17 protein-coding genes and 1 tRNA gene are annotated in these 19672 nt (G+C 55.4%); 8 read left to right on the top strand and 10 right to left on the bottom strand.

Going from position 1 to position 19672, the window contains the following annotated elements:
- Positions 1–27 precede the first annotated feature (27 nt).
- Both GEV01_RS18485 and GEV01_RS18490 read left to right on the top strand, forming a co-directional pair.
- Positions 28–1752 carry an ArnT family glycosyltransferase gene (locus GEV01_RS18485; protein WP_152806995.1) on the top strand — a complete coding sequence of 575 codons (1725 nt, stop codon included), beginning with the start codon at positions 28–30 and terminating at the stop codon, positions 1750–1752.
- Positions 1753–1836: 84 nt separating this feature from the next.
- A complete protein-coding gene (locus GEV01_RS18490; protein WP_152806997.1) occupies positions 1837–2553 on the top strand; it encodes a substrate-binding periplasmic protein in 717 nt (238 codons plus the stop codon).
- Between the two features lie 24 nt (positions 2554–2577).
- On the opposite strand, the gene GEV01_RS18495 is transcribed toward GEV01_RS18490, so the two are convergent.
- Positions 2578–2961 carry a gel scht gene (locus GEV01_RS18495; protein ID WP_152806999.1) on the bottom strand — a complete coding sequence of 128 codons (384 nt, stop codon included), beginning with the start codon at positions 2959–2961 and terminating at the stop codon, positions 2578–2580.
- Between the two features lie 412 nt (positions 2962–3373).
- On the opposite strand from GEV01_RS18495, the gene GEV01_RS18500 reads away from it, so the two are divergent.
- Both GEV01_RS18500 and GEV01_RS18505 read left to right on the top strand, forming a co-directional pair.
- Entirely contained in the window at positions 3374–5269 is a 1896-nt protein-coding gene (locus GEV01_RS18500) for an AAA family ATPase (protein ID WP_152807001.1), read from the top strand.
- Positions 5270–5373: 104 nt separating this feature from the next.
- Entirely contained in the window at positions 5374–5949 is a 576-nt protein-coding gene (locus tag GEV01_RS18505) for an acyltransferase (RefSeq protein WP_152807003.1), read from the top strand.
- On the opposite strand, the gene GEV01_RS18510 is transcribed toward GEV01_RS18505, so the two are convergent.
- Entirely contained in the window at positions 5946–7907 is a 1962-nt protein-coding gene (locus GEV01_RS18510) for an amino acid permease (protein ID WP_152807005.1), read from the bottom strand. The genes GEV01_RS18505 and GEV01_RS18510 overlap by 4 nt on opposite strands.
- A 147-nt stretch (positions 7908–8054) precedes the next feature.
- Here GEV01_RS18510 and GEV01_RS18515 point away from each other — a divergent pair.
- Together GEV01_RS18515 and GEV01_RS18520 are read left to right on the top strand one after the other, a co-directional pair.
- Positions 8055–8139: transfer RNA gene (locus GEV01_RS18515), tRNA-Leu, on the top strand.
- A 174-nt stretch (positions 8140–8313) separates the two neighbouring features.
- Positions 8314–9528 carry a tyrosine-type recombinase/integrase gene (locus GEV01_RS18520; protein ID WP_152807007.1) on the top strand — a complete coding sequence of 405 codons (1215 nt, stop codon included), beginning with the start codon at positions 8314–8316 and terminating at the stop codon, positions 9526–9528.
- Positions 9529–9902: 374 nt separating this feature from the next.
- Here GEV01_RS18520 and GEV01_RS18525 read toward each other — a convergent pair whose 3' ends face one another.
- From GEV01_RS18525 to GEV01_RS18535, 3 genes are all read right to left on the bottom strand, one after another.
- Positions 9903–10505: a hypothetical protein gene (locus tag GEV01_RS18525; RefSeq protein ID WP_152807009.1), complete on the bottom strand. Its 603-nt coding sequence runs from the start codon at positions 10503–10505 to the stop codon at positions 9903–9905.
- Positions 10506–10742: 237 nt separating this feature from the next.
- Positions 10743–11531, bottom strand: a complete 789-nt coding sequence (locus GEV01_RS18530) for an HNH endonuclease family protein (protein WP_152807010.1) — start codon at positions 11529–11531, stop codon at positions 10743–10745.
- 9 nt (positions 11532–11540) lie between these two features.
- Positions 11541–12893 (bottom strand): AAA family ATPase, encoded by a 1353-nt coding sequence (locus GEV01_RS18535; protein WP_152807011.1) that lies wholly within the window; start codon positions 12891–12893, stop codon positions 11541–11543.
- Between the two features lie 305 nt (positions 12894–13198).
- Here GEV01_RS18535 and GEV01_RS18540 point away from each other — a divergent pair, with 305 nt between their 5' ends.
- A complete protein-coding gene (locus tag GEV01_RS18540; RefSeq protein WP_152807013.1) occupies positions 13199–13765 on the top strand; it encodes a recombinase family protein in 567 nt (188 codons plus the stop codon).
- Positions 13766–13961: 196 nt separating this feature from the next.
- On the opposite strand, the gene GEV01_RS18545 is transcribed toward GEV01_RS18540, so the two are convergent.
- Complete coding sequence (locus GEV01_RS18545; protein ID WP_152807015.1) at positions 13962–14267, bottom strand: helix-turn-helix domain-containing protein; 306 nt, start codon at positions 14265–14267, stop codon at positions 13962–13964.
- Between the two features lie 147 nt (positions 14268–14414).
- On the opposite strand from GEV01_RS18545, the gene GEV01_RS18550 reads away from it, so the two are divergent.
- Entirely contained in the window at positions 14415–15332 is a 918-nt protein-coding gene (locus tag GEV01_RS18550) for a toxin-antitoxin system YwqK family antitoxin (RefSeq protein WP_152807017.1), read from the top strand.
- A gap of 41 nt (positions 15333–15373) precedes the next feature.
- Here the strand turns inward: GEV01_RS18550 and GEV01_RS18555 are convergent, their stop codons facing one another.
- The 4 genes from GEV01_RS18555 to GEV01_RS18580 all read right to left on the bottom strand — a co-directional run bounded on the left by GEV01_RS18555 (position 15374) and on the right by GEV01_RS18580 (position 19564).
- Positions 15374–16465, bottom strand: coding sequence for a YagK/YfjJ domain-containing protein (locus tag GEV01_RS18555; RefSeq protein WP_152807019.1), 1092 nt, complete (start codon positions 16463–16465; stop codon positions 15374–15376).
- Positions 16466–16667: 202 nt separating this feature from the next.
- On the bottom strand, positions 16668–16892 hold the full coding sequence (locus GEV01_RS18560) for an AlpA family phage regulatory protein (RefSeq protein ID WP_152807020.1): 225 nt from the start codon (positions 16890–16892) through the stop codon (positions 16668–16670).
- Between the two features lie 81 nt (positions 16893–16973).
- Entirely contained in the window at positions 16974–17990 is a 1017-nt protein-coding gene (locus GEV01_RS18565) for a hypothetical protein (protein ID WP_152807022.1), read from the bottom strand.
- A gap of 1004 nt (positions 17991–18994) precedes the next feature.
- Complete coding sequence (locus GEV01_RS18580) at positions 18995–19564, bottom strand: PEP-CTERM sorting domain-containing protein (protein ID WP_152807028.1); 570 nt, start codon at positions 19562–19564, stop codon at positions 18995–18997.
- Between the last annotated feature and the right edge of the window lie 108 nt (positions 19565–19672).

Below are 19672 nucleotides of genomic sequence, written 5' to 3' on the forward strand. Positions count from 1 at the left end.
GTTCACCTCTCACTTGCATACCGATCGATGAAGCCAGTCCGTCTTCCCGCCGCCGCTACCCTGGCACTGCCGCGCTGGGCCTTGTTTGCCCTGGGCCTGCTGTACATCCTGCCTGGCCTGATCGGCCGCGATCCGTGGAAGAACGACGACGCCGCCAGCTTCGGCATCATGTGGACCATGGCGCACGGCAGCTGGCAGGACTGGCTGTGGCCGAATATCGCCGGCCTGTCGATGCCGGACGAGGGCCCACTGGCGTTCTGGCTGGGCGCGCTCGGCATCAAGCTGTTCGGCTGGCTGATCGGCGACGTGCCGGCGGCCCGCGTCGGCACCGTCGGCGTGTTCCTGCTGGGCGTGCTGTCGCTGTGGTACGCCACCTTTAATCTGGGACGCCGCCAGGATGCGCAGCCGCTGCGCCTGGCCTTCGGCGGCCAGCCCGAGCCGGACGACTTCGGCCGCACGCTGGCCGACGCCGCCGTGCTGATCTACCTCGGCTGCCTGGGCTTGCTGCTGCACAGCCACGAGACCACCTCGGAAGCGCTGCAAGTGTCGCTGGTGGCGCTGCTGCTGTACCGCACCGTGCGCTACGTGGAAGGCCCGTCGCTGCGCAACGCCGCCCTCAGCGGCCTGGCGGTCGGCCTGCTGACGCTGACGCGCGGCTGGGTCACGCCGGTGCTGCTCATGCTGGCCCTGTTCGCCTGCACCCGCTTCCTCGACCAGCCCGCCATCCGCGCGATGCGCGACCTGGGCGCCACTATCGCCGTCGGCGGCGCCGTGGCCGCGCTGTGGCTGCTGCCGGCGCAGCTGCTGCAACCCTACCACCAGCTGCCGCTGAACGCCTGGCTGGCCTGGAACCTGGACCTGTTCGGCCTGCCGAGCGCCGTGTCGCTCAAATTCTTTTTCCGCGTCGGCGTCTGGTTCTTCTGGCCGGCGTGGCCGTTTGCCGGCTGGGCCGTGTGGGCCTGGCGCCGCCAGCGCCGCGCGCTGCACATCGTCGTGCCGCTGGCCTTCGTCACCATGGGCGCGCTGCTGACGCTGTTCAACAGCGCCCCCGAACAGGGCCAGCTGCTGGTGCTGCTGCCGCCGCTGGCCATCATGGCCGCCTTCGGCCTGCTGACCATGAAGCGCGGCGCCATCAACGCCATCGACTGGTTCTCGGTGATGGCGCTGACCTTGTGCGCGGCCGTGATCTGGGTGTTCTGGATCGCCAAGCTGACCGGCTGGCCGGCCAAGGCCGCCAAGAACGCGCTCAAGCTGGTGCCGGGCTTCCACCCGGAGCTGGGCTGGATCGCGCTGCTGGTGGCGCTGGCCGCCACCGCCGGCTGGTTCGCGCTGGTGCACTGGCGCATCTCGCGCCAGCCCGCCGTGCTGTGGCGCGCGGTGGTGCTGTCGTCCGGCGGACTGATCCTGATCTGGATCCTGCTGATGACCCTGTTCCTGCCCGACGTCAATTACAGCAAGAGCTACGCCAGCGTAGCGCGCCAGATCGCCGACAAGCTGCCGCCGGGCGCGCGCTGCATCGAGTCCAACGTCGGCCCGGCCCAGCGCGCCTCGTTCGCCTACTACGCCCAGCTGCCGTTCGCCGGCGTCGAAGGCGCTTCGTGCGACATGCTGCTGCTGCAGGACAGCATCAAGCTGCGCGACGAGCGCGAGATTCCGGCGCGCTATCGCGACCAGCAATGGCGCCTGCTGTGGGAAGGCCGCCGTCCGGCCGACCGCGACGAGCGCTTCCGCCTGTACCGCCGCGCCGACTAGGCCGCTATCCGAAGACCTGCGGGCGACAGTGTTGTCGCCCGCTTCGCATTGCTGCTATGCTTTTGACGAGAAAGCGGCCAGCCCATGCGATTTATTTTCCTGCCATTGTTACTCGCGGCCGCCGGCGCGGATGCCGGCGCCGCCACGCCGCTGAACATCGTCACCGAGCACGCGCCGCCCGCCAGCATGCAGGGGCCGGACGGCGTGACCGGCCGCGAAACCGACAAGGTGCGCGAGATGATGGCGCGCACCGCCACCAGCTACAAGATCGAGCTGTTCCCGTGGAAGCGCGCCTACCTGATGGCGCAGAACCAGGCGCACACCTGCGTGTACTCGACCTCGCGCACGCCCGAGCGTGAAAAACTGTTCAAATGGATAGGTCCGACCGACGAGGCCGAATGGGTGTTGTGGGGCCGCGCCGACCACGAGTTCCCGTTGAAGACGCTGGAGGATGCGCGCAAGCTGCGCATCGGCACCTACATCGGCGATGCGCGCGACGAGTATCTGCGCAGCCGCGGTTTCAATGTCGAGCCGGTCAGCAACGACCTGGCCAACCCGCAGAAGGTGCTGCTCAAGCGCATAGACTTGTGGGCGGTGGGCATGCGCACCGGCAGCCCCGGGCCAAGCCAGCAGGAGTGGGCGGACAAGGTGGTGCCGCTGCTGGTGTTCAACCGCATCAAGGTCTACCTCGCGTGCAACCCCTCAGTGCCGGATGAGCTGGTGGACAAGCTCAACGCGGCACTGGCGGAGATGCGGCGCGACGGTAGCCTGGCGCGCCTCGAACGCAAGTATGAACACTAGGCCCTGCCGGCGTCACACCCGGCATCAGCGCTTGGCCATGACGATGGTGTCGCCGGTGGCCTTGGCCAGCGGCAGGCGGCCGAAGTTGGCGACGCCGACGGTCTGGGCTTCATCGCTGAAGTCGAAGCGGGTGCCGGCATCGCTGACGAACTGGTCGCGGGCAGTCGGGAAGATCTCGACGCGCTCGCCCTTGTCGATCTGCGCGTAGAAGTGGGCCTGGCGCTGGCTGAATTTCAGCACCTGGCCGTTGGTCAACTGATACGCATTTTTGTAGTCGGCAAAGTCTTCCTGCATGATGTGGATGCGGGCGTGGCCGCCTTTGATCTGGACGCTGGTATCGTCGGCGTGGGCCGCTGGGATGGTGGCGAAAGCGAGAGCGGCGACGACGCCGAAGAGAGTGGTTTTCATGGTGTGCTCCGTTAGATGAGTGCGTTGTAAATACTGCCGGGGAGCCACCGCTGCTTGATCGAATCAGCGGTAGACATGTACAGATTAACAAAGCGCGCGCGCCAGATCCGGCGCATGCGACGAGCGGTCAATCCGCGTACGCAAAACGTCAAAAATCGCGATGAACGGCAAGCGCGCCGCCGTTGTTGCAGCCGCTGCCTTTTTTTTCAGCACAACCGGGACAAAGCGCCGCAGTCCCGCTATAGTGCCCGTATGCCGAGTTGCCACACGGCATGTTTGTTTCGCAATATTGAAGGCAACACCCCGGCAGCGCCCCACTTCGCGCGCCGGCCATAGCGGCCTCGGCTGCTGCGCCCCGCCCCTGCGCACCAGCCCGACAACAGCCGCACAGCCCTCTGGCCTGGATAGCGTCATGTTTAATCTGTACAAACTTCACACCGCCCTGCGTAACAATTACGTGCGCGCCGGGCTGGCCCTGCTGGCCGCGGCCATCGTGGCGCTGCTCGGCTGGCGTGCCGACGTGCCGCAGGACCAGCACCCGATGCTGCGTTCGCAGGACATTTCGCAGATCACCGCGCTGGCGACCGAGCGCGAGCGGCTGGAATACCTGATGGTGGCGGCGCCGCTGTCGGAAGCGCCGCGCTATGTGTTCAAGCTGCGCGACGATCCGCTGCTGTACGTGGTCAAGGTGCCGGCCAGCACGCACCAGAGCCTGGAGCGCGAAATCCTGCTGCGCCATAACATCCCCTACGCCATCGCGCGCGACGATTACCTGGCCTCGCACCGCGCGGTGCTGCAGGACGACGAAGACAGCAAGCTGGCGCGCGTCGGCGTGTTCCTGCGGCGCCACGCGGTCGACCTGCTGCTGGTCGGCCTGGCGCTGTTCGTGCTGCGCCACGGCCTGCCCGGGACGGGCGTGTCGGCCACGGTGCTGACGCCGGACCAGCTGAGCGGCAGCATGGACGACCTGATCGGCATGGAAGACATCAAGCAGGAAGTGCTGCACCTGGAGGACATGATACGGAACCGCGCGGTCTACCGCGAACACGATATCGACAAGCCCTTCAACGTCATGCTGACCGGGCCGGCGGGCACCGGCAAGACCAAGCTGGCCGGCTACCTGGCCAAGCGCCTCAACGTGCCGCTGATCCAGGCCTCGGCCTCGGCGCTGGAGTCCGGCTACATCGGCGGCGGCTCCAAGGCGCTGCACGCGTTACACCGCAAGGCTTGCGCGCGCGGCAGCTGTATCATTTTCCTCGACGAAGCCCAGAGCCTGTTCATGCCGCGCGGCCGCGGCGACAAGAAATGGGAAGACGACACCGCCAACACCCTGCTCGGCCTGCTCGACGGCGTGCGCAGCGACCAGGGCGCGGGCGTGATCTGGGTGGTGGCCTCCAACTTCGACGATGCCTCGTCGCAGATGGACGAGGCGATGCTGCGCCGCTTCTCGGTCAAGATCAACTTCCGCCTGCCGAACAAGACCGAACGGCGCGAACTGCTGCGCGCCTTCCTGGCGCGCAAGGCCGACGGCTGCGTGGCCTGGGACCGGCTCAACCTGGACCAGGTGGCCGAGATCACGGCCAACCTCAGCCCGGCACTGCTGCAGACGGTGGTCGAGCGCGCCAGCATGATCGCCATCCAGGAGCACGCGGTGATCGACACCGGGCTGATGTTCCGCGCCTTCGAGCGCGCCACCATCGGCCTGACCGACCGCGCCACTACCGCCGAGAAGACGCGCCAGCGCGAGCGCGTGGCGCTGCACGAGCTGGGCCACTTCTTCATGCAAATCGACCCGTGGCTGCGCCAGGGCATGACGCTGGAGCAGGTCAAGGAGCGCTCGCCGCTGCTCAAGATCAGCACCGAGTCGGTGTCCAAGCTGGGCGCGCTGGGCTATGTGCTGTCGGCCTCTGACGATGTTGCGCTGCGCACGCTGGAAGAGCTGGAGCGCGACGTGATCCAGCTGTACGGCGGCGTCGCGGCGGAGGAACTGTTCTACGGCGCGCGCGGCATCTCGGTCGGCAGCCAGAACGATATCCAGAAAGCCACCTCGATGCTGGACATGATGGTCAACCAGCTGTCGATGTATTCGCGTTCCAAGCTGGACTACAGCCAGTTCAAGCACCAGGAGCGCGACCTCGACCAGGTCGAAGCCAAGGCCGACGAACTCTACAGCTATACGCTGCAGGCGATCGCCGACTACCGTGTGCAGATCAGCGAGCTGAAGGACGTGCTGATGGACCAGTACGTGCTATCCAAGGACGCCATCTTCGCGCTGCTGGCGCAGCAGCAGCTGGCGCCGCATTCGTAGTATTTTTTTAATATTTCATCCTCAGGTGCGCCGCAATTTCACGTAACGGTGTAATATTGCGGCGCAACATAGGACTCGTCTCCCTATGCTCCCAAAGGATGAACATGAAACAAATTCTGAAACGCGCCATTAAAAAAGGCTTGAAAGCGACCATAGGCTGGCCCAAGGACAAACCCAACCTGATCGACCACTACCGCAAAAACGGTATGAAGGTGGGCAGCAACTTCCACATGCTGGAAGGCTGCATCATCGACGACTCGCACTACTGGCTGATCGAGATCGGCGACAACGTCACCCTGGCGCCCCGCGTGCACCTGCTGGCCCACGACGCCAGCACCAAGATGCACCTGAACTACACCAAGATCAAGACCGTCACGATCGGCAACAAGGTGTTCATCGGCGCCGGCAGCATCGTCATGCCGGGCGTGACCATCGGCGACAACGTCATCATCGGCGCCGGCTCCGTCGTCACGCGCGACGTCGATTCGGACTCGGTCTACGCCGGCAATCCGGCCAAACGCATCTGCGGCATCGAGGAATACCTGGCCAAGGAACAAGCCCGCATGACGGACGACCGCACCTTCGGCGAAGACTACACGCTGCGCCAGGCGGTGGGCGCCGACAAGAAAGCCCACATGAAGCGCGTGCTGGAACGCGACGGCATCGGCTACGTGATCTAGACCTTCATCGGCAAGATCACCATCTGCAAACCCTCCAGGTGCAGGCGGCGCTGCGCCGCCAGCGCCGCCTGGTTGTGCAGCAGCCGCGTGAACCAGTTATCTGACGAGAAGATCAGCTTGCTGGTGAAGAAGATCGCGTGCGGGAACTCGCGGCTGATCTCCTCGCACATGCGGGTCACTTCCTCCACCGCGTCGGTGCCGAAGCCCAGATAGGACGAGGCCGCCATGCCGTGGCTGTGGCAGAAGTCGACAAAGAACTCCAGCGTCTCGGCCGCCTCTTCGCGCATCTGCTCCAGCGCGCCCTCGCCGCCGTAGGCGTGCGAATCGACGGTGCGCGCATTGACGAACAAAAAATTCTTGAAGTGATGCGGGAACATGCGCTGCACCCACAGCAGCGCATGCAGGCCGCCGCCGCGCGAGGTGCCGACGATGAACACGGCGGTCTGGTCTTCCGGATTGGGCTCGACTGGCTGCGTGTTCGGGCCGAAGGGCTGGCTGGCGAACACCTCGTCGACCGAATGGATGGCCTGCTTGGTGGCGCGGTAGTGCTTGCGTATCATCACGCACAGGCCGGCGATGGCGGCGATGATCAGCGCCGTCACCCAGCCGCCCTCGGTGAAACGCTCGATCAGCAGGATGGCCAGGATGCCGGCGCAGATCACGAAGCCGGTGGCCGACAGCAGCAGGCGGCGCTTCCAGTAAGTGCCGGGCCGGCGGTTGCGCGACCAGTACAGCACCAGGCCGAACAGCGAAATGGCGAAGGTCAGGAACACCGAGATCGAATACAGCACCACCAGCAGCGTCACGCTGCCGCCAGTCCACCACAGGATGGCCAGCGCGGCGATGCCCATCACCAGGATGCCGTTCTGCGTCACCAGCCGGGTCGACAGGTAGCGGAACTTGTGCGGCACCCAGGAATCGGACGCCATGTTCGACAGCACCGACGGCCCGCCCAGGAAGCCGGTGTTGGCCGCCACGAACAGCAGCCCCGCCTCGAACGCCAGCACGATCACCAGCAGCAGCTGGTTGAGCGTCTCGCCGCCCAGGCCCATGCTGGCGATGATGGTCTTGAAGGTGGAAGCGTTGAGCGTCTCGCCCGGCACCGGATGGGCGTCCCACAGCAGGTACAGCAGGATGATGCCGCCGGCCGTGAACGCCAGCGACAGCGCCATGTACAGCATCGTCACCTTGCCGGTACGCACGCGCGGCTCGGCCAGCAGGTTGACGTTGTTCGACACCGCCTCCAGCCCGGTGTAGGTGCCGCCGCCCTGCGAATAGGCCAGCAGCAGCATGCCGGCCACGCCGGTCCAGCCGATCTCGCTGGCCAGCTTGCCGGTGTCGGCCATCGTGGTCGGCACCAGTTCCGGCAGGTGCGAGGCGTGGGCGAAAATGCCGTAAACGATTAATACCAAATGCGTGGCGACGAAGCCGAGGAAGATCGGCAGCAGGATCTGGATCGCTTCCTTCAGGCCGCGCAGGTTCATCACGATCAGCAGGCCGATGAAGAACACCTCGGCCCACAGCTTGTAGGGCTGGAAGCCCAGCGGCAGGAAGGAGGCCAGCGCGTCGACGCCGGAGGCGATGGAGATGGCGATGGTCAGCACATAGTCGAGGATCAGCGCGCAGCCGGAGATCAGGCCCATGTACGGCCCCACCAGCTTGGTCGCCACGCGGTAGCCGCCGCCGCCGGTGGGAAACAGTTCGATCACCTGGTTGTAGGCCAGCGCGATGATGAACACCGTGACGGCGGTGGCCAGCGCCATGTAGAGGCCGAGGTGGGTGTGGCTGCCCAGCGCGCGGAAGGTTTCCTCGGGGCCGTAGGCGGAAGACGACAGGCCGTCGGCGCCGAGGCCGACCCAGGCCAGGAAGGCCACCAGCGCCATCGAGTGGCGGGTTTCGCTCTTCATCGGGTCGAGCGCCTTGCCCAGGATGATTTCGCGTATCTTGTTATTTTTCATGCGACAGCTGCCGGCGGGGGCCGGCGGAAGCGGAAGGTAGGCGTGATGATACCCGCTTCGGCGGCGGATAAATACTTGTAAAAATATAAAATTTCCACACCATGGCTTGCGGCATGGGGGTAAATCAGTGATAATGCGGGTCGCGTTGCCGGGATGGCGGAATAGGTAGACGCACGGGACTCAAAATCCCGCGCCGCAAGGCGTGCCGGTTCGATTCCGGCTCCCGGCACCAAGAACACGTACTAAGCAGTCCAATCAAATCCAACGAACCCGCCTCTGTCATAGGAGAGCGGGTTTTTTGTTGTCCAAAGCTGTCCAACGCGATAGCATCAGATACCAACATTTTTATGGCACTTTTGTTGGTACTTTCCCAAACGCAAAAACCAAGTACCAACACGGAGGCACTATGGCCTTGACAGACACTTTCGTTCGCCAAGTCAAACACAGCGGCGCACCCGCCGGAGACAAATACACCGATGGGCACGGAATGTTCCTGTTGGTGAAAGCCGCAGGTAAATACTGGCGTATGAATTATCGATACGCCGAGAAGCAAAAGACACTCGCACTCGGCGTCTACCCAGAGGTCAGCTTAGCCAAAGCACGCAAGCGCCGAGAGAGCGCACGCGAACTGCTTGCGGATGGCATCGATCCTAGTCAGGCAAAACAGGACGATAAGAAGACCAAGATTTCAGCGGCTGCACACACCTTCGGAATCGTAGCCCGCCAGTGGCTAGCAAAGACTGCCAGCGAGCGCGCAGTCAGCACGCAAGAAAAAGTAACGAACTGGCTCAACCATGACGTTTTCCCGTTCATTGGAGGCAAGCCGATCTCCACAATTGGCCCTCGTGATGTCTTGGCAGCTGTGCAGAAAATGGAAGATCGCGGTGCGGTCGAGTCAGCGCATAGGGTCAAGCAGATATGCGGGCAAGTATTCCGCTTCGCCGTCGCTAGCGGATTTGCGGAGCGCGATGTAACTGCCGATCTCAAAGGCGCGCTGGCAGCGCCAGAAAAGGGGCACTACGCGGCGATCACGGAGCCGAAGCAGGTTGGGGCTTTGCTACGCTCAATTCACGGCTATGGCGGGCATCCGTACGCCTTAGCCGCCTTAAAGCTTTCTCCGCTAGTTTTCGTACGTCCAGGAGAGTTGCGCGCTGCTGAATGGGTTGAGATCGACCTAGAGGCTGCGGAGTGGCGGATACCGGGACACAAGATGAAAATGGACAACGATCACATTGTGCCGTTGTCAACGCAGGCGTTGGAAATTTTGCGGACGGTTCACCCTATGTCAGGCCACGGGCGATTTGTTTTCCCTAGCATTAGAACTGCTGAACGTTGCATGAGCGAGAACACCGTCAATGCCGCGCTAAGGGGCTTGGGCTACAGCAAGGAAATTATGACAGCTCACGGCTTCCGTGCAATGGCAAGAACGATCATGGACGAAGTGCTTGGCGAACGTGTTGACCTGATCGAGCATCAGTTAGCGCACGCGGTTAAAGACCCCAACGGACGCGCCTACAATCGAACAAGCCACTTACCAGCACGTCGTGAGATGATGCAACGTTGGGCCGACTACTTGGATAGCCTGAGAATCGGAGCGCAGGTAATTTCGATACAAAAGTAGTATCAACTGTGCGATTCACAGACATCATTTCAATTTTCGCAGCGCTTGTCCGCCCGATATTTTCCGACTAAGACTTTATTTCCCATTGGACTTCACCGTCTTCACCTACGCTCAGAACTTGTACGCTCCTAGCGGCATCCATAGCGGCGTCCAATGTTCCAAAGTGTTGACCAAGCTCGCGGAGATCAACCCAGGTTTTCTGAGGCATTTGATCAACTCGGAAGACTTCAATGGCCAAGCATGGGAAACACTCAGTGGAGGTTTGCGCCGCAGTTGGGTACACAACAATTCTACCCTGCCTTTCTGCGTCAATCTCAGCCTGTTCACGCATGACTGTACGAACTTGCTTTTGAAAGTTCATAGAATTTTCTCGCTCATTTAACTACCCACAGTTTGACATTGAACTTGGCCATAAGCCGCTTCTGAATCTCTTTCACCTTATTGTCCGTCGCAATGCACTCTGGACTACGAAGTGAATCTGGCCCTCTAAATGGACAAGGCTGGGGGGGCAGCCCGTAGTATTCTTCATGGAACTCTGCTTCGGCTTTCCGCGCACGATCTATAATTGCTTGCTTGCGTTTGTCTCTCCCAACTATCTCCGCATCCCTTTGCGTCCCGCGAGTTCTGACTACAAAGCCGTCAGCGTCTACATCGTCATACCCAACCCAGTCGACAGATCCGACATACCTGGCTATAGCACACCGCTCATCAACAACGTTCGTCGCATTGGCGCGTGCACACGGGTCACTACTTCCTCGCACCGACGCAACCGACTCTTGTTTCAGAAATCGCTGCGCAATCTTTTGCACCTCTCGAACCGGCTGTTGCTTGCACTTGCCGTAGTCGGTAGAGAACCCGTACTTCTGAACAGTGTCAAGGTTCATCCTGTTGATGAAAGCAGCCATGTCCTCTCGAGTTTGGAACATCGAAGTTGGATCAGTGCGGCCTTCGTCAATTTCAGTGATCTTGTCTGCCATGGAGCTGCACATTTCGAGGCTGGCTTGCGTTCCGGTACTGGCTAGTACGGCAGAGGACGCAAATGCGAGGGCTAGTGCAAGTCCCGCGAAGGCTACTGCGGATGTTGTAGTCATAATCTTTAATACATCCCAAAAATGATCTCATACGGCGTAGGGCGGCATCCATGCGATCAGTTACATTAATTTTTATACTAAGACAAGCTATTTAGACACACACGCGGTCAGCATAAATACTAATTAAGGGCGAATACCAACATGATTCGGTAGGCCGGCAATTAATGCGGAAAGTTGTGGCGAATTAGCTGCCTGCCGCCGAATCTCCACAAGCACCGTAGGGTGTGGAAGTTTTAAGATTTCTGCGCAAAGATGCGTTGCGAGGGTAGCATTGCCCGCACGATATGCTTGCTGCCATTTCTCAAGATAAGCCTCAAATGTTACAAAGGCTGATTTTCTTACCCTAGGAAGCTCCCCAGCATTTAATCCAAAAAGATCTCTAGTAAATTTCGCACGGGTTTTGGAAAGTGAACCGCCAATCGCGACAAAAAAACCAGTATCAAAGTCAAGCTTTAAAAAATCAAGAGGGTCTTCAGTCCGCAAATTAATGAGCGCGTGTATCCCGCTAGGTGGCAATTTACCTATGGGATATGATCGATCAAATTCAATTAAACTGCCTTTTTTATCTATAACAGCGTATTTGTCACTCTTGCAATCCTGATTGCATATCGTGCAAGCGTACAGATAATTTTCCCAATCAAAGCACCGTTCAGGATAATGTCGCTTTGGAAGAATATGTTCTATATCGCGAAATCTATCACGCTCACAATAATAACAAGAATCCCCACTAGGTGCGGATTCAGCAAGCTTCGAACGAATTTCTTTCCAAGCTGCATTTTTCTTATTTTTGAAAGAGGCAGTCGCGACTGTGTACTGATCCGCCCTATTAGCTTTTACGTCTACTTTTACTTGCAAAGCCGTTAGCACAGCAGCAGTCTTATTTGTTAATGGCGCACAAATGTGTCTCAACATTGCGGCACCTTAGAATGAACCAGCTTGCGCAGGAAATGCAATACGCAACTGCTTGCGTTCAGCTTCTTCGGTGGAGGTAAGGCGTTCCTCAAGAGCTTTTAGGTTCAACTCCGCCAATCGATTAATTTTGTGTTCACCTTCCAACGACCGAATAACATCCGTGCCAAATAGCTCTGTTGAATAAGCGTCTATAACATCACCATAGACCAACCGGTTTAGTTCCACGTCATCCACTCGCCTAAAGCTATCAGTCGACCCTGGGGCAGGCAATTTCCATATACTTCCTTTTAGCTCACCGCCTTTGTCGACTGCCCGGCAAACAATCGGAGAGTGTGTAGTCACCAGAAATTGAACGTGCGGGAAACATTTCGTTAGCCAGTGTCCAATATCTCGTTGCCAAGTCGGGTGAAGATGTGCATCAACCTCATCAATCATGACGACACCTGGAGCTAGAATTGATCCAGATTCGGCATCAATAGCACTTAACATCCTTGCTGAGCCATAAAGTTCTACCATCTGACGGATGAGTTCTAGCACTAAACTAAGAGCTGATCTATACCCATCGCTAAGTTGATCTAAGGGAATATCAAAACCGTTTCCATCGGATACCTCGACGTTATCGCCACTAATCGAAGATATTGTTGCATTGTGAGGTAAGAAGTGACTAGCGTTCAAGAAGCTGCTTACCGCAGCTAACAGCGCCATCTTTTCACTGACAAGACCATTTTTCTCATCCTGCAGGCCCAGAAGAAATAGTGAACTAAGCCACCCCATCGCATCAGTTAACGCGACATCCTCTCCAAGTGCCGTTAAGTGCGGGGCAAGTCGCTTATTCGTAACGAAAAGCCGGTCATACTTATTATCGCCACCGGTAAACCGCCTAAATGGTCCAAAGGAAGCTGAGAACCATCCGGCTCCCCCCCCCCAAATAGTTCGCTGAAATCCATTTCCCGAGAATTTGACCTCGACATTTTTAATTGGCATATCTGAGGGAATTTCAAGATTGGCTTGCACGGTGATCAACCGCCCTCGACGTGCGCCAGAGCCAGTAACATCGTCAAAAATAGCGTCACCAGAAACTTGCGCTTCAATTGTCGCCTTTGATTGATCAGCCCTCATCCACCTATTGAAATCCTGCCGCGAGGCATATGCTTCCTTTTCCCCCATTAGCACCAAGGCAAAGGCTCTCACCAAAGAGGACTTCCCAGAGCCGTTGGAACCTAATATCACATGCCAACCTGCTTCCTCTCCTGCTTTGAAGTCCATCTGAACATTAGAGATTGATCGGACATTGTCCACAACAAAACGGCGCAAGTACATCGGATTACCCTTTGGGAAAAGCAACAGGTAGAGATCGAGCATTCTGCCCGACAAATGTTGTCATTGTAAGGACTATTACGGCCTGTATCCACTTCTTTGCACAAGGGCATGCCCGCATGTTCATCTAGGCGTTGACACTGGCGCCCAATACATCCACACATCGAGATCGAGGCGCAGCAATAAATGATACCGCCGAGGAACCAAATCTAAGCATCTGTACCTATCACTGAAGCAGGGTCAAGTGATGTGCCGCTTCATCCCACCCAAAAACTATCAAAACGGCACTTCATTCTAGAGCCTATTGATAATTTCACCACTTCTAAAACCTATTGATAAAAAGGAACACTATGACAACATACGGCTATGCACGTACCTCGACCGTTGAACAGGTCGCGGGTCTTGCAGATCAAATCTCGAAGCTGAAGGGCGCCGGCTGCACAGATCAGACGATCTACCAAGAACAGATCAGCAGCGTCAAAATGGAGCAGCGTGTTGAATTCGCCAAGCTGCTATCCGTGCTCAAGGCGGGCGACGTTCTTGTCTTCAGCAGCTTGTCCCGCGCCGCGCGCTCGATGGTCCACATGGTCGAGATCGAAGCAAAGGTGGCGCGTGCTGGCGCAACCATCCGTATCCTTGACCTGGCGATTGATACGGCCACGCCATCAGGACGACTGACGTTCAACTTGTTCGCGTCTATCGCTCAGTTCGAACGAGAAAATATGCTGGAGCGACAGAAGGTAGGGATTGCCGCCGCAAAGCAGCGAGGAGCCTATACAGGGCGTGCACCAACTGCGCAGGCTAAGGGCGCAAGGGTGCAAGCGCTGGTTGCCAAAGGCCTTACTAAGCAGGAAATTGCAGATGCCTGCGCAATTGGAATAGCATCTGTCTACCGGATCTTAAAAGCGAATACTTGAGCGGATGTCCAATCGAAAATTCACCAACGACAGCAGGGCTTACGCGATTCACCGTATGACGTTAGCGATTGATCGCATGATAGCCGCAGAAACAGCTGAGGCCCAGAGGCAGGCCGCTCAATGGGCGGCCGCTTGGGGTGTCGTCGGCGGTAGTACCGTGCCACGGACGATGAAACTCAGGCTGCGGCCTACGCCGTCAGGGCACAGCTAATTCTTCGGCAAACTGAAGCAACTTCCTTTTATCGTCTTGCTGTATCCGGTGGAACAAAACCACTAGACGGGCCTCGTCTTCATTGGGGGCATAGAAGTACGTCAGTGGCAAGCCTAAAACACTCCCAATCCGCTCCATCAACTCTACCCCAGGCACGCGTGTGCCGCGTTCATAGCGGTTCATCCTGGCGCTCGCACTCTCAACCTCAAGACCAGCCTGAAGGCCAAGCTGCTCTTGCGACAGGCCGCTTTTGAGACGCGCTTCTTTTAGACGATCGCCCAGTACAGACATCCTTCTCGCCCCGTTCCGAAAGAGAAAGATAGTCCATGTTTAAGCTTGCCCTCATGCTACCAAATTGGTAGGATTTCATTGCCAAAAATAAATCTACGCCACTGATTCATATCTGCGGCATCAACCATCCCTGTAAGAAGGAAACCCATGCATATCAAACTTCCCTCAAAAATCAACGTCATGGCTGTGTCGGCGCTAGCAATAGCCGTTCTAAACGGATGCGGCGAAAAAATAGACGGACGACAAACAGAAATAAACCAAGGACTGATCTATAAATTACATTCCGACACCCCGTTCAGCGGCAAGATATCCAACTATAACCCGACGAAACTTGGTTTCATGGTCCACGGCAACTGTAACGTCGAAGTCGCTCAGGGCATCTTGGATGGGCCAGCCGAGTGCTTAACCGATAGCGGGGCTAAGCTTGCCGACTTCGCCTACAAGAATGGAAAACAAAATGGCGAGATAAAAATTTGGGATGAAAATACAAAGAATTTAATCGTGAAATTTCACGTTTTAGACGGATACAAAGATGGAATTGAGGAGTACTACAACCCCGAAAACAATAAACTTGTAAGACAAACTAACTGGTCTAAAAACTCAAAGAACGGGTCTGAGAAAGTTTGGGATATTACTGGTGAAATATTGTTAACCAATTTAACCTGGAAAGACGAAAAGAAAACTGGCTTTGTAAAATCCGGTGAACGGGAAAACAACTACATTGACGGTGACGAAAAAGGAACTCAACGTCGCTACACTTTAATAGACGGCGACTACGATTCCCAGAAGAAATATATCGCACAAACTGCGGTGGCAAATTTGTATAAAGCGGACTACTTCGTTGGCTTACTTGATGATGGAAAATACAAAGTTATAGACTTAGAGGATGAACACAAAAAATCGCTAGATGCCGAGAAAAAACAATACGAAGACATAAAAGCTGCAACCGCTCAATCTGCATGTGTCGACAAAAAGACTACCGATTATCACATGGAGAAAGGTGAAACTGCTTTTATTTCTAACGATATGATTCAGGACTGGAGAGAAGAATGTAAGTCTAGATAGGGAAAAAGCCCTCTCACCTTTGGGAGTGAGAGGGCTTGAACTCAACTATCGCCATTACGCTTTTTACGAGGGCGACCGGCGCGTGTTCTACTCAAAGACATGCTCTCCCCCTTACCGCAAGTTCTAGTACCTTTTGCTGGCTTTTCTTTTAAGTACTGATCTGGTTTAAAGAAATACCGCAAAATGGTGTTCAAATTTTTCCGTTTGTCTTGTTCGAAATGAGAAACCATCCCGATGCCAAGTAAACCATTTTTGGCAAAATATCGTTTTTTAAAGTTACTAACATAGAAGACGCCATCGCCTTGAGTCAGTGAAATCCAATACTGTCCCATCATTAGGCCACGGTAAATATCCCTTTGGGTGTTGGAACCGTTCATAAAAATCAATAAATGATAATGGTACCCTTTTAATTCACCATATTCCAGCTTCCAAACATATCCAACTACGTCACTAAATATATTGTTAGAACGCTTTGCATTTAGAAACTTCAACAAGAGTTTCTTTGTTTTTTCAATACTCACCTCCTCTTTACCTAGCACACCTTGTTGCTTAAACCCCAAGTCCAAACGCACTACCAGAAGCTTAGAGTATTTCTCAAAAAGATCATCAACGTAATTCCTTGTACTATCATACGACTTTTTAAAATTTTCTTTCCATTTCCTGTATTTATCTTTGAATTCAGCGGAATTTCTAATGTTTTTTATATTAATAACCAGATCATCAAAAAGCAAAAAACTAGGATTAGGATTACCGTAATTATCTGAAAAACTGCTTGACGAAAACCTGTAATCAATTCCAATCCCAGGAGTTTGTTTTATGGCATCATAAAACAATGTAGTTTTTGGGCCATAGAAATAATTCGGATTGTATTTATCGAGAAAACCATTCATCATTGAATAGCATTCAGGTATTTCCAGCATTACCTTAGACGTCATATCCTCAGGAAACGCTACGACTGTGACGAATTCTTCGATATGAGCAGTGTTTAATTCTTGCTGTATATCTATTTCTTTTATTAAATTACCTTTTGCATCTTGGGTTATGCAGTAGCTTACTTCCTCATCGCTATCAGAGAAAATTTCCTCAACAGTTAATTCGTGATTATCCAGTAATTTAATTCTCAGCTTGGTCATATTCTTGAGGCCTATTATTAAATCTTTCTTTTATAGCATTTATACCAGAAGTAGAAATCCAAAAAAACACCACCTGGGCCTATCGCTATAGAAAAATAGTTAGGCCAGAGGTGGTGATTTTTAACGACGCTAAAACGAAGTTACGCGGCGTTCCAGATTTTTTCAGATCTACATTACTGACCTGTGGCGTGCGACAATTGCGCTAGACGCGATTCATTTGCATGCGATTCAGTAGCCAAGCATCAATTTCTGCTTCAACCCAACCAACCGCTTTAGGGCCTAATTGAATAGCACGAGGGAACGACGGATCGAAGCGCGGCGAGCTGACAGATAGTCGATCATAGATTGACGAGCGAGAGAGGCCAGTGCGCTCCTCCAGCTGCTTGCGGCGAATAATTCTGAGTGGGAACTTAGGCGGTGCAGTCATGTTTGCCTCCTTTCGGCATGAAGAACATGAACGCAGTGTGCCGCATGCGGCGGCTGGGTAATAGCGCGAAGGCTCAATGAGCTATTTCGCTTTGCTACTCGGTCGGCCTCTAGGCGCATAGTCCGGACGAATGATCACAGAAGCAATTTCTGCGGGCGATTTTGCCCAACCATACGTTCCTTCAAACCACTCCGTCACGGTCTCAGTGTCTTTCACTGTGAACTGAACACCGGGCAGGGGTTTCCAATGAAAGGTTGCCCCGAGTATGAGCGCGCTCATCTGCTCTGCAACTATCCTTAAGGCTCCGTCATCGTCGCGTTCGATAGTAACGTTGCTGGCGATCACTTGAGCGCCGAACCCTGCGGCACGTTTAGAAAACCTGAATTCCGTTTTCAGCGTTTGAAAGATAGCGTCGCCTTGCGGCCGAAGGAAGCCCGGCGAACTGAACTGCGCCCATACGCGGCAAAAAAGAGTGTACAGACATTGAAGCTTCCGCGACGTATGTGGCTGTACGTCTAACTGAGGAAAATCGTTTGGTTGCGAAAGCTGGTATTCACCCGAGTCCACTATCCGTGCCAGATCTAGACGGCTAAGCAGCAGATCATTGACGTCAATTTTGAACTTCTGAGGATTTCTGATCTCGCTAGGAACATTCACATTCAGTCCGGGACGATACGTTGCAAAACACCTGTGAAACACATCGGTACTCTTATGGGCCAATAACATGCCTGGCCAAGTTGGAGGCACAACCGCTTCCAGTATCTCTACCTCTCCCGACGTAGTACAGAGCCGACCGGCTTGCACAAAAGTTCCCCAAACAAAAACTTGGCTAACAGCAAGTAGGGTTAAAGCTTCCTCAGGAAGAACCAGGAATTCAATATCTGATTGGCGAAATGGTTTGGGCTTTTCACCCTCATTTGTCAACACCAGATTTCGATGCACCTCGGAATATCCTGCATTGTAAGCATCAAGATGATCAGGTACTCGCACCAGCAACTTCAGTTCACCAAGAATCCCTTTATTGATCAACTTGTATGGCTCGCAAGCCAACAACCTCGCAGCTTCTACAATGGTGTAGACCCCGTTTGTAAGCTCCATTTACTGCCTTCTTGCGTTGAATGTTTGACCTAGACCACGGAACCAAGCATACAAGTTAAGTTGTCGTAGTACAAGTTAGTCGATTCTTATACAAGTTAGCCTGCCAGTGCTCATCGGCATTCGCAGAACTATAAATAGCGCTGATCAAACCAAAACCAGATGAAGGGCATAAGACCGCGGCCTTCCGGCTGCGGTCTTATGCCTAAACTGCTCAACTGGTTACGGCATCGCCGCCCCTCCTCAAACCATTCCTTTGAAGGATTCAACATGCGACAGAACACATCACCACTAGAACATCTTACTGCATTCGCAATCGTGTTCGCAGCTGGCATTCTGACAGCAGCCAGCTTTGTAGCGTACATGGAGCAGGTAAGACGTAACGCTGTTCGGGACCACCTCAAGAGGATGAAGTCAGGACTGGATTTGTCCGACTTTACACATGACAACAGGAGCGCTGCAGAATGACAAACCATTGCCCCAATTGCGGAAGCGAACGCGTTGACACAAAGGGTTACGCAAGAAGAGTGTTCTGCGGGGTCGGCACGATTGCCGGAGCTATTTTCTGTGCAAGAGGCGCTGCGGCTGGCGCAGAGCTTGGCGTCCTAGGCGGTATGTTCATCGGGCCGCCTGGAGCGGCCATAGGCGGTGTAACAGGAACAATCGTTGGAGCCCTTGTCGGCGCTGCTGCCGGTGGCTCCGCCGGAGCTTCGCTCGGTGAAATTATTGATGAAAAAATTCTCGACAATTTAGTGTGCCTGAACTGCGGATTCAGTTTCAGTCCAGCCGATAGCGAAGATCGACAGCAAAGCGCTTGAGCAGGCGCGTGCAATGCTTGCTTAGTCTGCGATTGAGCACAAAAAATTTTGTTGGTACTTTTTATGGTATCTCGACTTCCTTCAAGAGAAATTTCATAGGAGAATATGATTCCGGCTCCCGCACCACACATTGAAACCCGCAAGCCGTCAGGCTGGGCGGGTTTTTTGTTGCCCGGCGCCGGGCGGCGCTTAGCGCCCCGCTTTTTTCTTCGAACGCGCCACGCCGGCCAGCAACAGCAGCCCGGCGCCCAGCATGGCGTAACTTTCCGGCTCAGGCACCGGCGTCAGCTGGGTGATCGTCTCCACCGTCTTCGGCGTGAAGAAATACGATGCATCGTCATGGTGCCCGCCGTACGAGGTGGTATAGCGTATTGCCACCCCGGTTTCGTACTCCACCGCATTGATGACGGTCACATCACCGGCGTTCCAGGTTAGCCTGTTTCTTGCAAGGAAGCTCAGTTCGCCGCCCAGCACGTACGAGAACGATATTACGCTGCAAGTCCCCTGACAGTTGGACGTGACGTAGTCGATTCCGTCGATCTTCAACTCGCTCAGCTCGTTGAGCCCGATGACGCCATCGTGATTGGCATCCACACCGCCGAACGTGCCGTTCTCGTAGTACTCCGGATGGAAAGACTGATCGTAGTCCGCGTAAAATCCGGTCCACAAAAACGCCCAGCGGGTCGGCGCCGGCGTGTCCGCATGCGCCAACGTAGCGCTCGCGGCCAGCAGGCCGCTGATGATGATTTTCTTCAACATGTTCGCTCCCTATCGAGGTTGATAACCGAAAAGTTACCAAGAAATAAATCATATCATTAATGCATTTCGAAAGAATAATTTTATTAAATGTGCAATACGAAAGTAACG

Origin of the sequence: Rugamonas rivuli, from assembly GCF_009380165.1 — a bacterium.
GTDB classification, from domain to species: Bacteria; Pseudomonadota; Gammaproteobacteria; order Burkholderiales; family Burkholderiaceae_D; genus Rugamonas; species Rugamonas rivuli.

What these genes read in the sequence shown, in the direction of transcription:
- GEV01_RS18485 (WP_152806995.1), top strand. Translation starts at nt 28, where the DNA reads ATGAAGCCAGTCCGTCTTCCCGCCGCCGCTACCCTGGCACTGCCGCGC.
- GEV01_RS18490 (WP_152806997.1), top strand. Translation starts at nt 1,837, where the DNA reads ATGCGATTTATTTTCCTGCCATTGTTACTCGCGGCCGCCGGCGCGGAT.
- GEV01_RS18495 (WP_152806999.1), bottom strand. Translation starts at nt 2,961, where the DNA reads ATGAAAACCACTCTCTTCGGCGTCGTCGCCGCTCTCGCTTTCGCCACC.
- GEV01_RS18500 (WP_152807001.1), top strand. Translation starts at nt 3,374, where the DNA reads ATGTTTAATCTGTACAAACTTCACACCGCCCTGCGTAACAATTACGTG.
- GEV01_RS18505 (WP_152807003.1), top strand. Translation starts at nt 5,374, where the DNA reads ATGAAACAAATTCTGAAACGCGCCATTAAAAAAGGCTTGAAAGCGACC.
- GEV01_RS18510 (WP_152807005.1), bottom strand. Translation starts at nt 7,907, where the DNA reads ATGAAAAATAACAAGATACGCGAAATCATCCTGGGCAAGGCGCTCGAC.
- GEV01_RS18520 (WP_152807007.1), top strand. Translation starts at nt 8,314, where the DNA reads ATGGCCTTGACAGACACTTTCGTTCGCCAAGTCAAACACAGCGGCGCA.
- GEV01_RS18525 (WP_152807009.1), bottom strand. Translation starts at nt 10,505, where the DNA reads ATGGCAGACAAGATCACTGAAATTGACGAAGGCCGCACTGATCCAACT.
- GEV01_RS18530 (WP_152807010.1), bottom strand. Translation starts at nt 11,531, where the DNA reads ATGTTGAGACACATTTGTGCGCCATTAACAAATAAGACTGCTGCTGTG.
- GEV01_RS18535 (WP_152807011.1), bottom strand. Translation starts at nt 12,893, where the DNA reads ATGCTCGATCTCTACCTGTTGCTTTTCCCAAAGGGTAATCCGATGTAC.
- GEV01_RS18540 (WP_152807013.1), top strand. Translation starts at nt 13,199, where the DNA reads ATGACAACATACGGCTATGCACGTACCTCGACCGTTGAACAGGTCGCG.
- GEV01_RS18545 (WP_152807015.1), bottom strand. Translation starts at nt 14,267, where the DNA reads ATGTCTGTACTGGGCGATCGTCTAAAAGAAGCGCGTCTCAAAAGCGGC.
- GEV01_RS18550 (WP_152807017.1), top strand. Translation starts at nt 14,415, where the DNA reads ATGCATATCAAACTTCCCTCAAAAATCAACGTCATGGCTGTGTCGGCG.
- GEV01_RS18555 (WP_152807019.1), bottom strand. Translation starts at nt 16,465, where the DNA reads ATGACCAAGCTGAGAATTAAATTACTGGATAATCACGAATTAACTGTT.
- GEV01_RS18560 (WP_152807020.1), bottom strand. Translation starts at nt 16,892, where the DNA reads ATGACTGCACCGCCTAAGTTCCCACTCAGAATTATTCGCCGCAAGCAG.
- GEV01_RS18565 (WP_152807022.1), bottom strand. Translation starts at nt 17,990, where the DNA reads ATGGAGCTTACAAACGGGGTCTACACCATTGTAGAAGCTGCGAGGTTG.
- GEV01_RS18580 (WP_152807028.1), bottom strand. Translation starts at nt 19,564, where the DNA reads ATGTTGAAGAAAATCATCATCAGCGGCCTGCTGGCCGCGAGCGCTACG.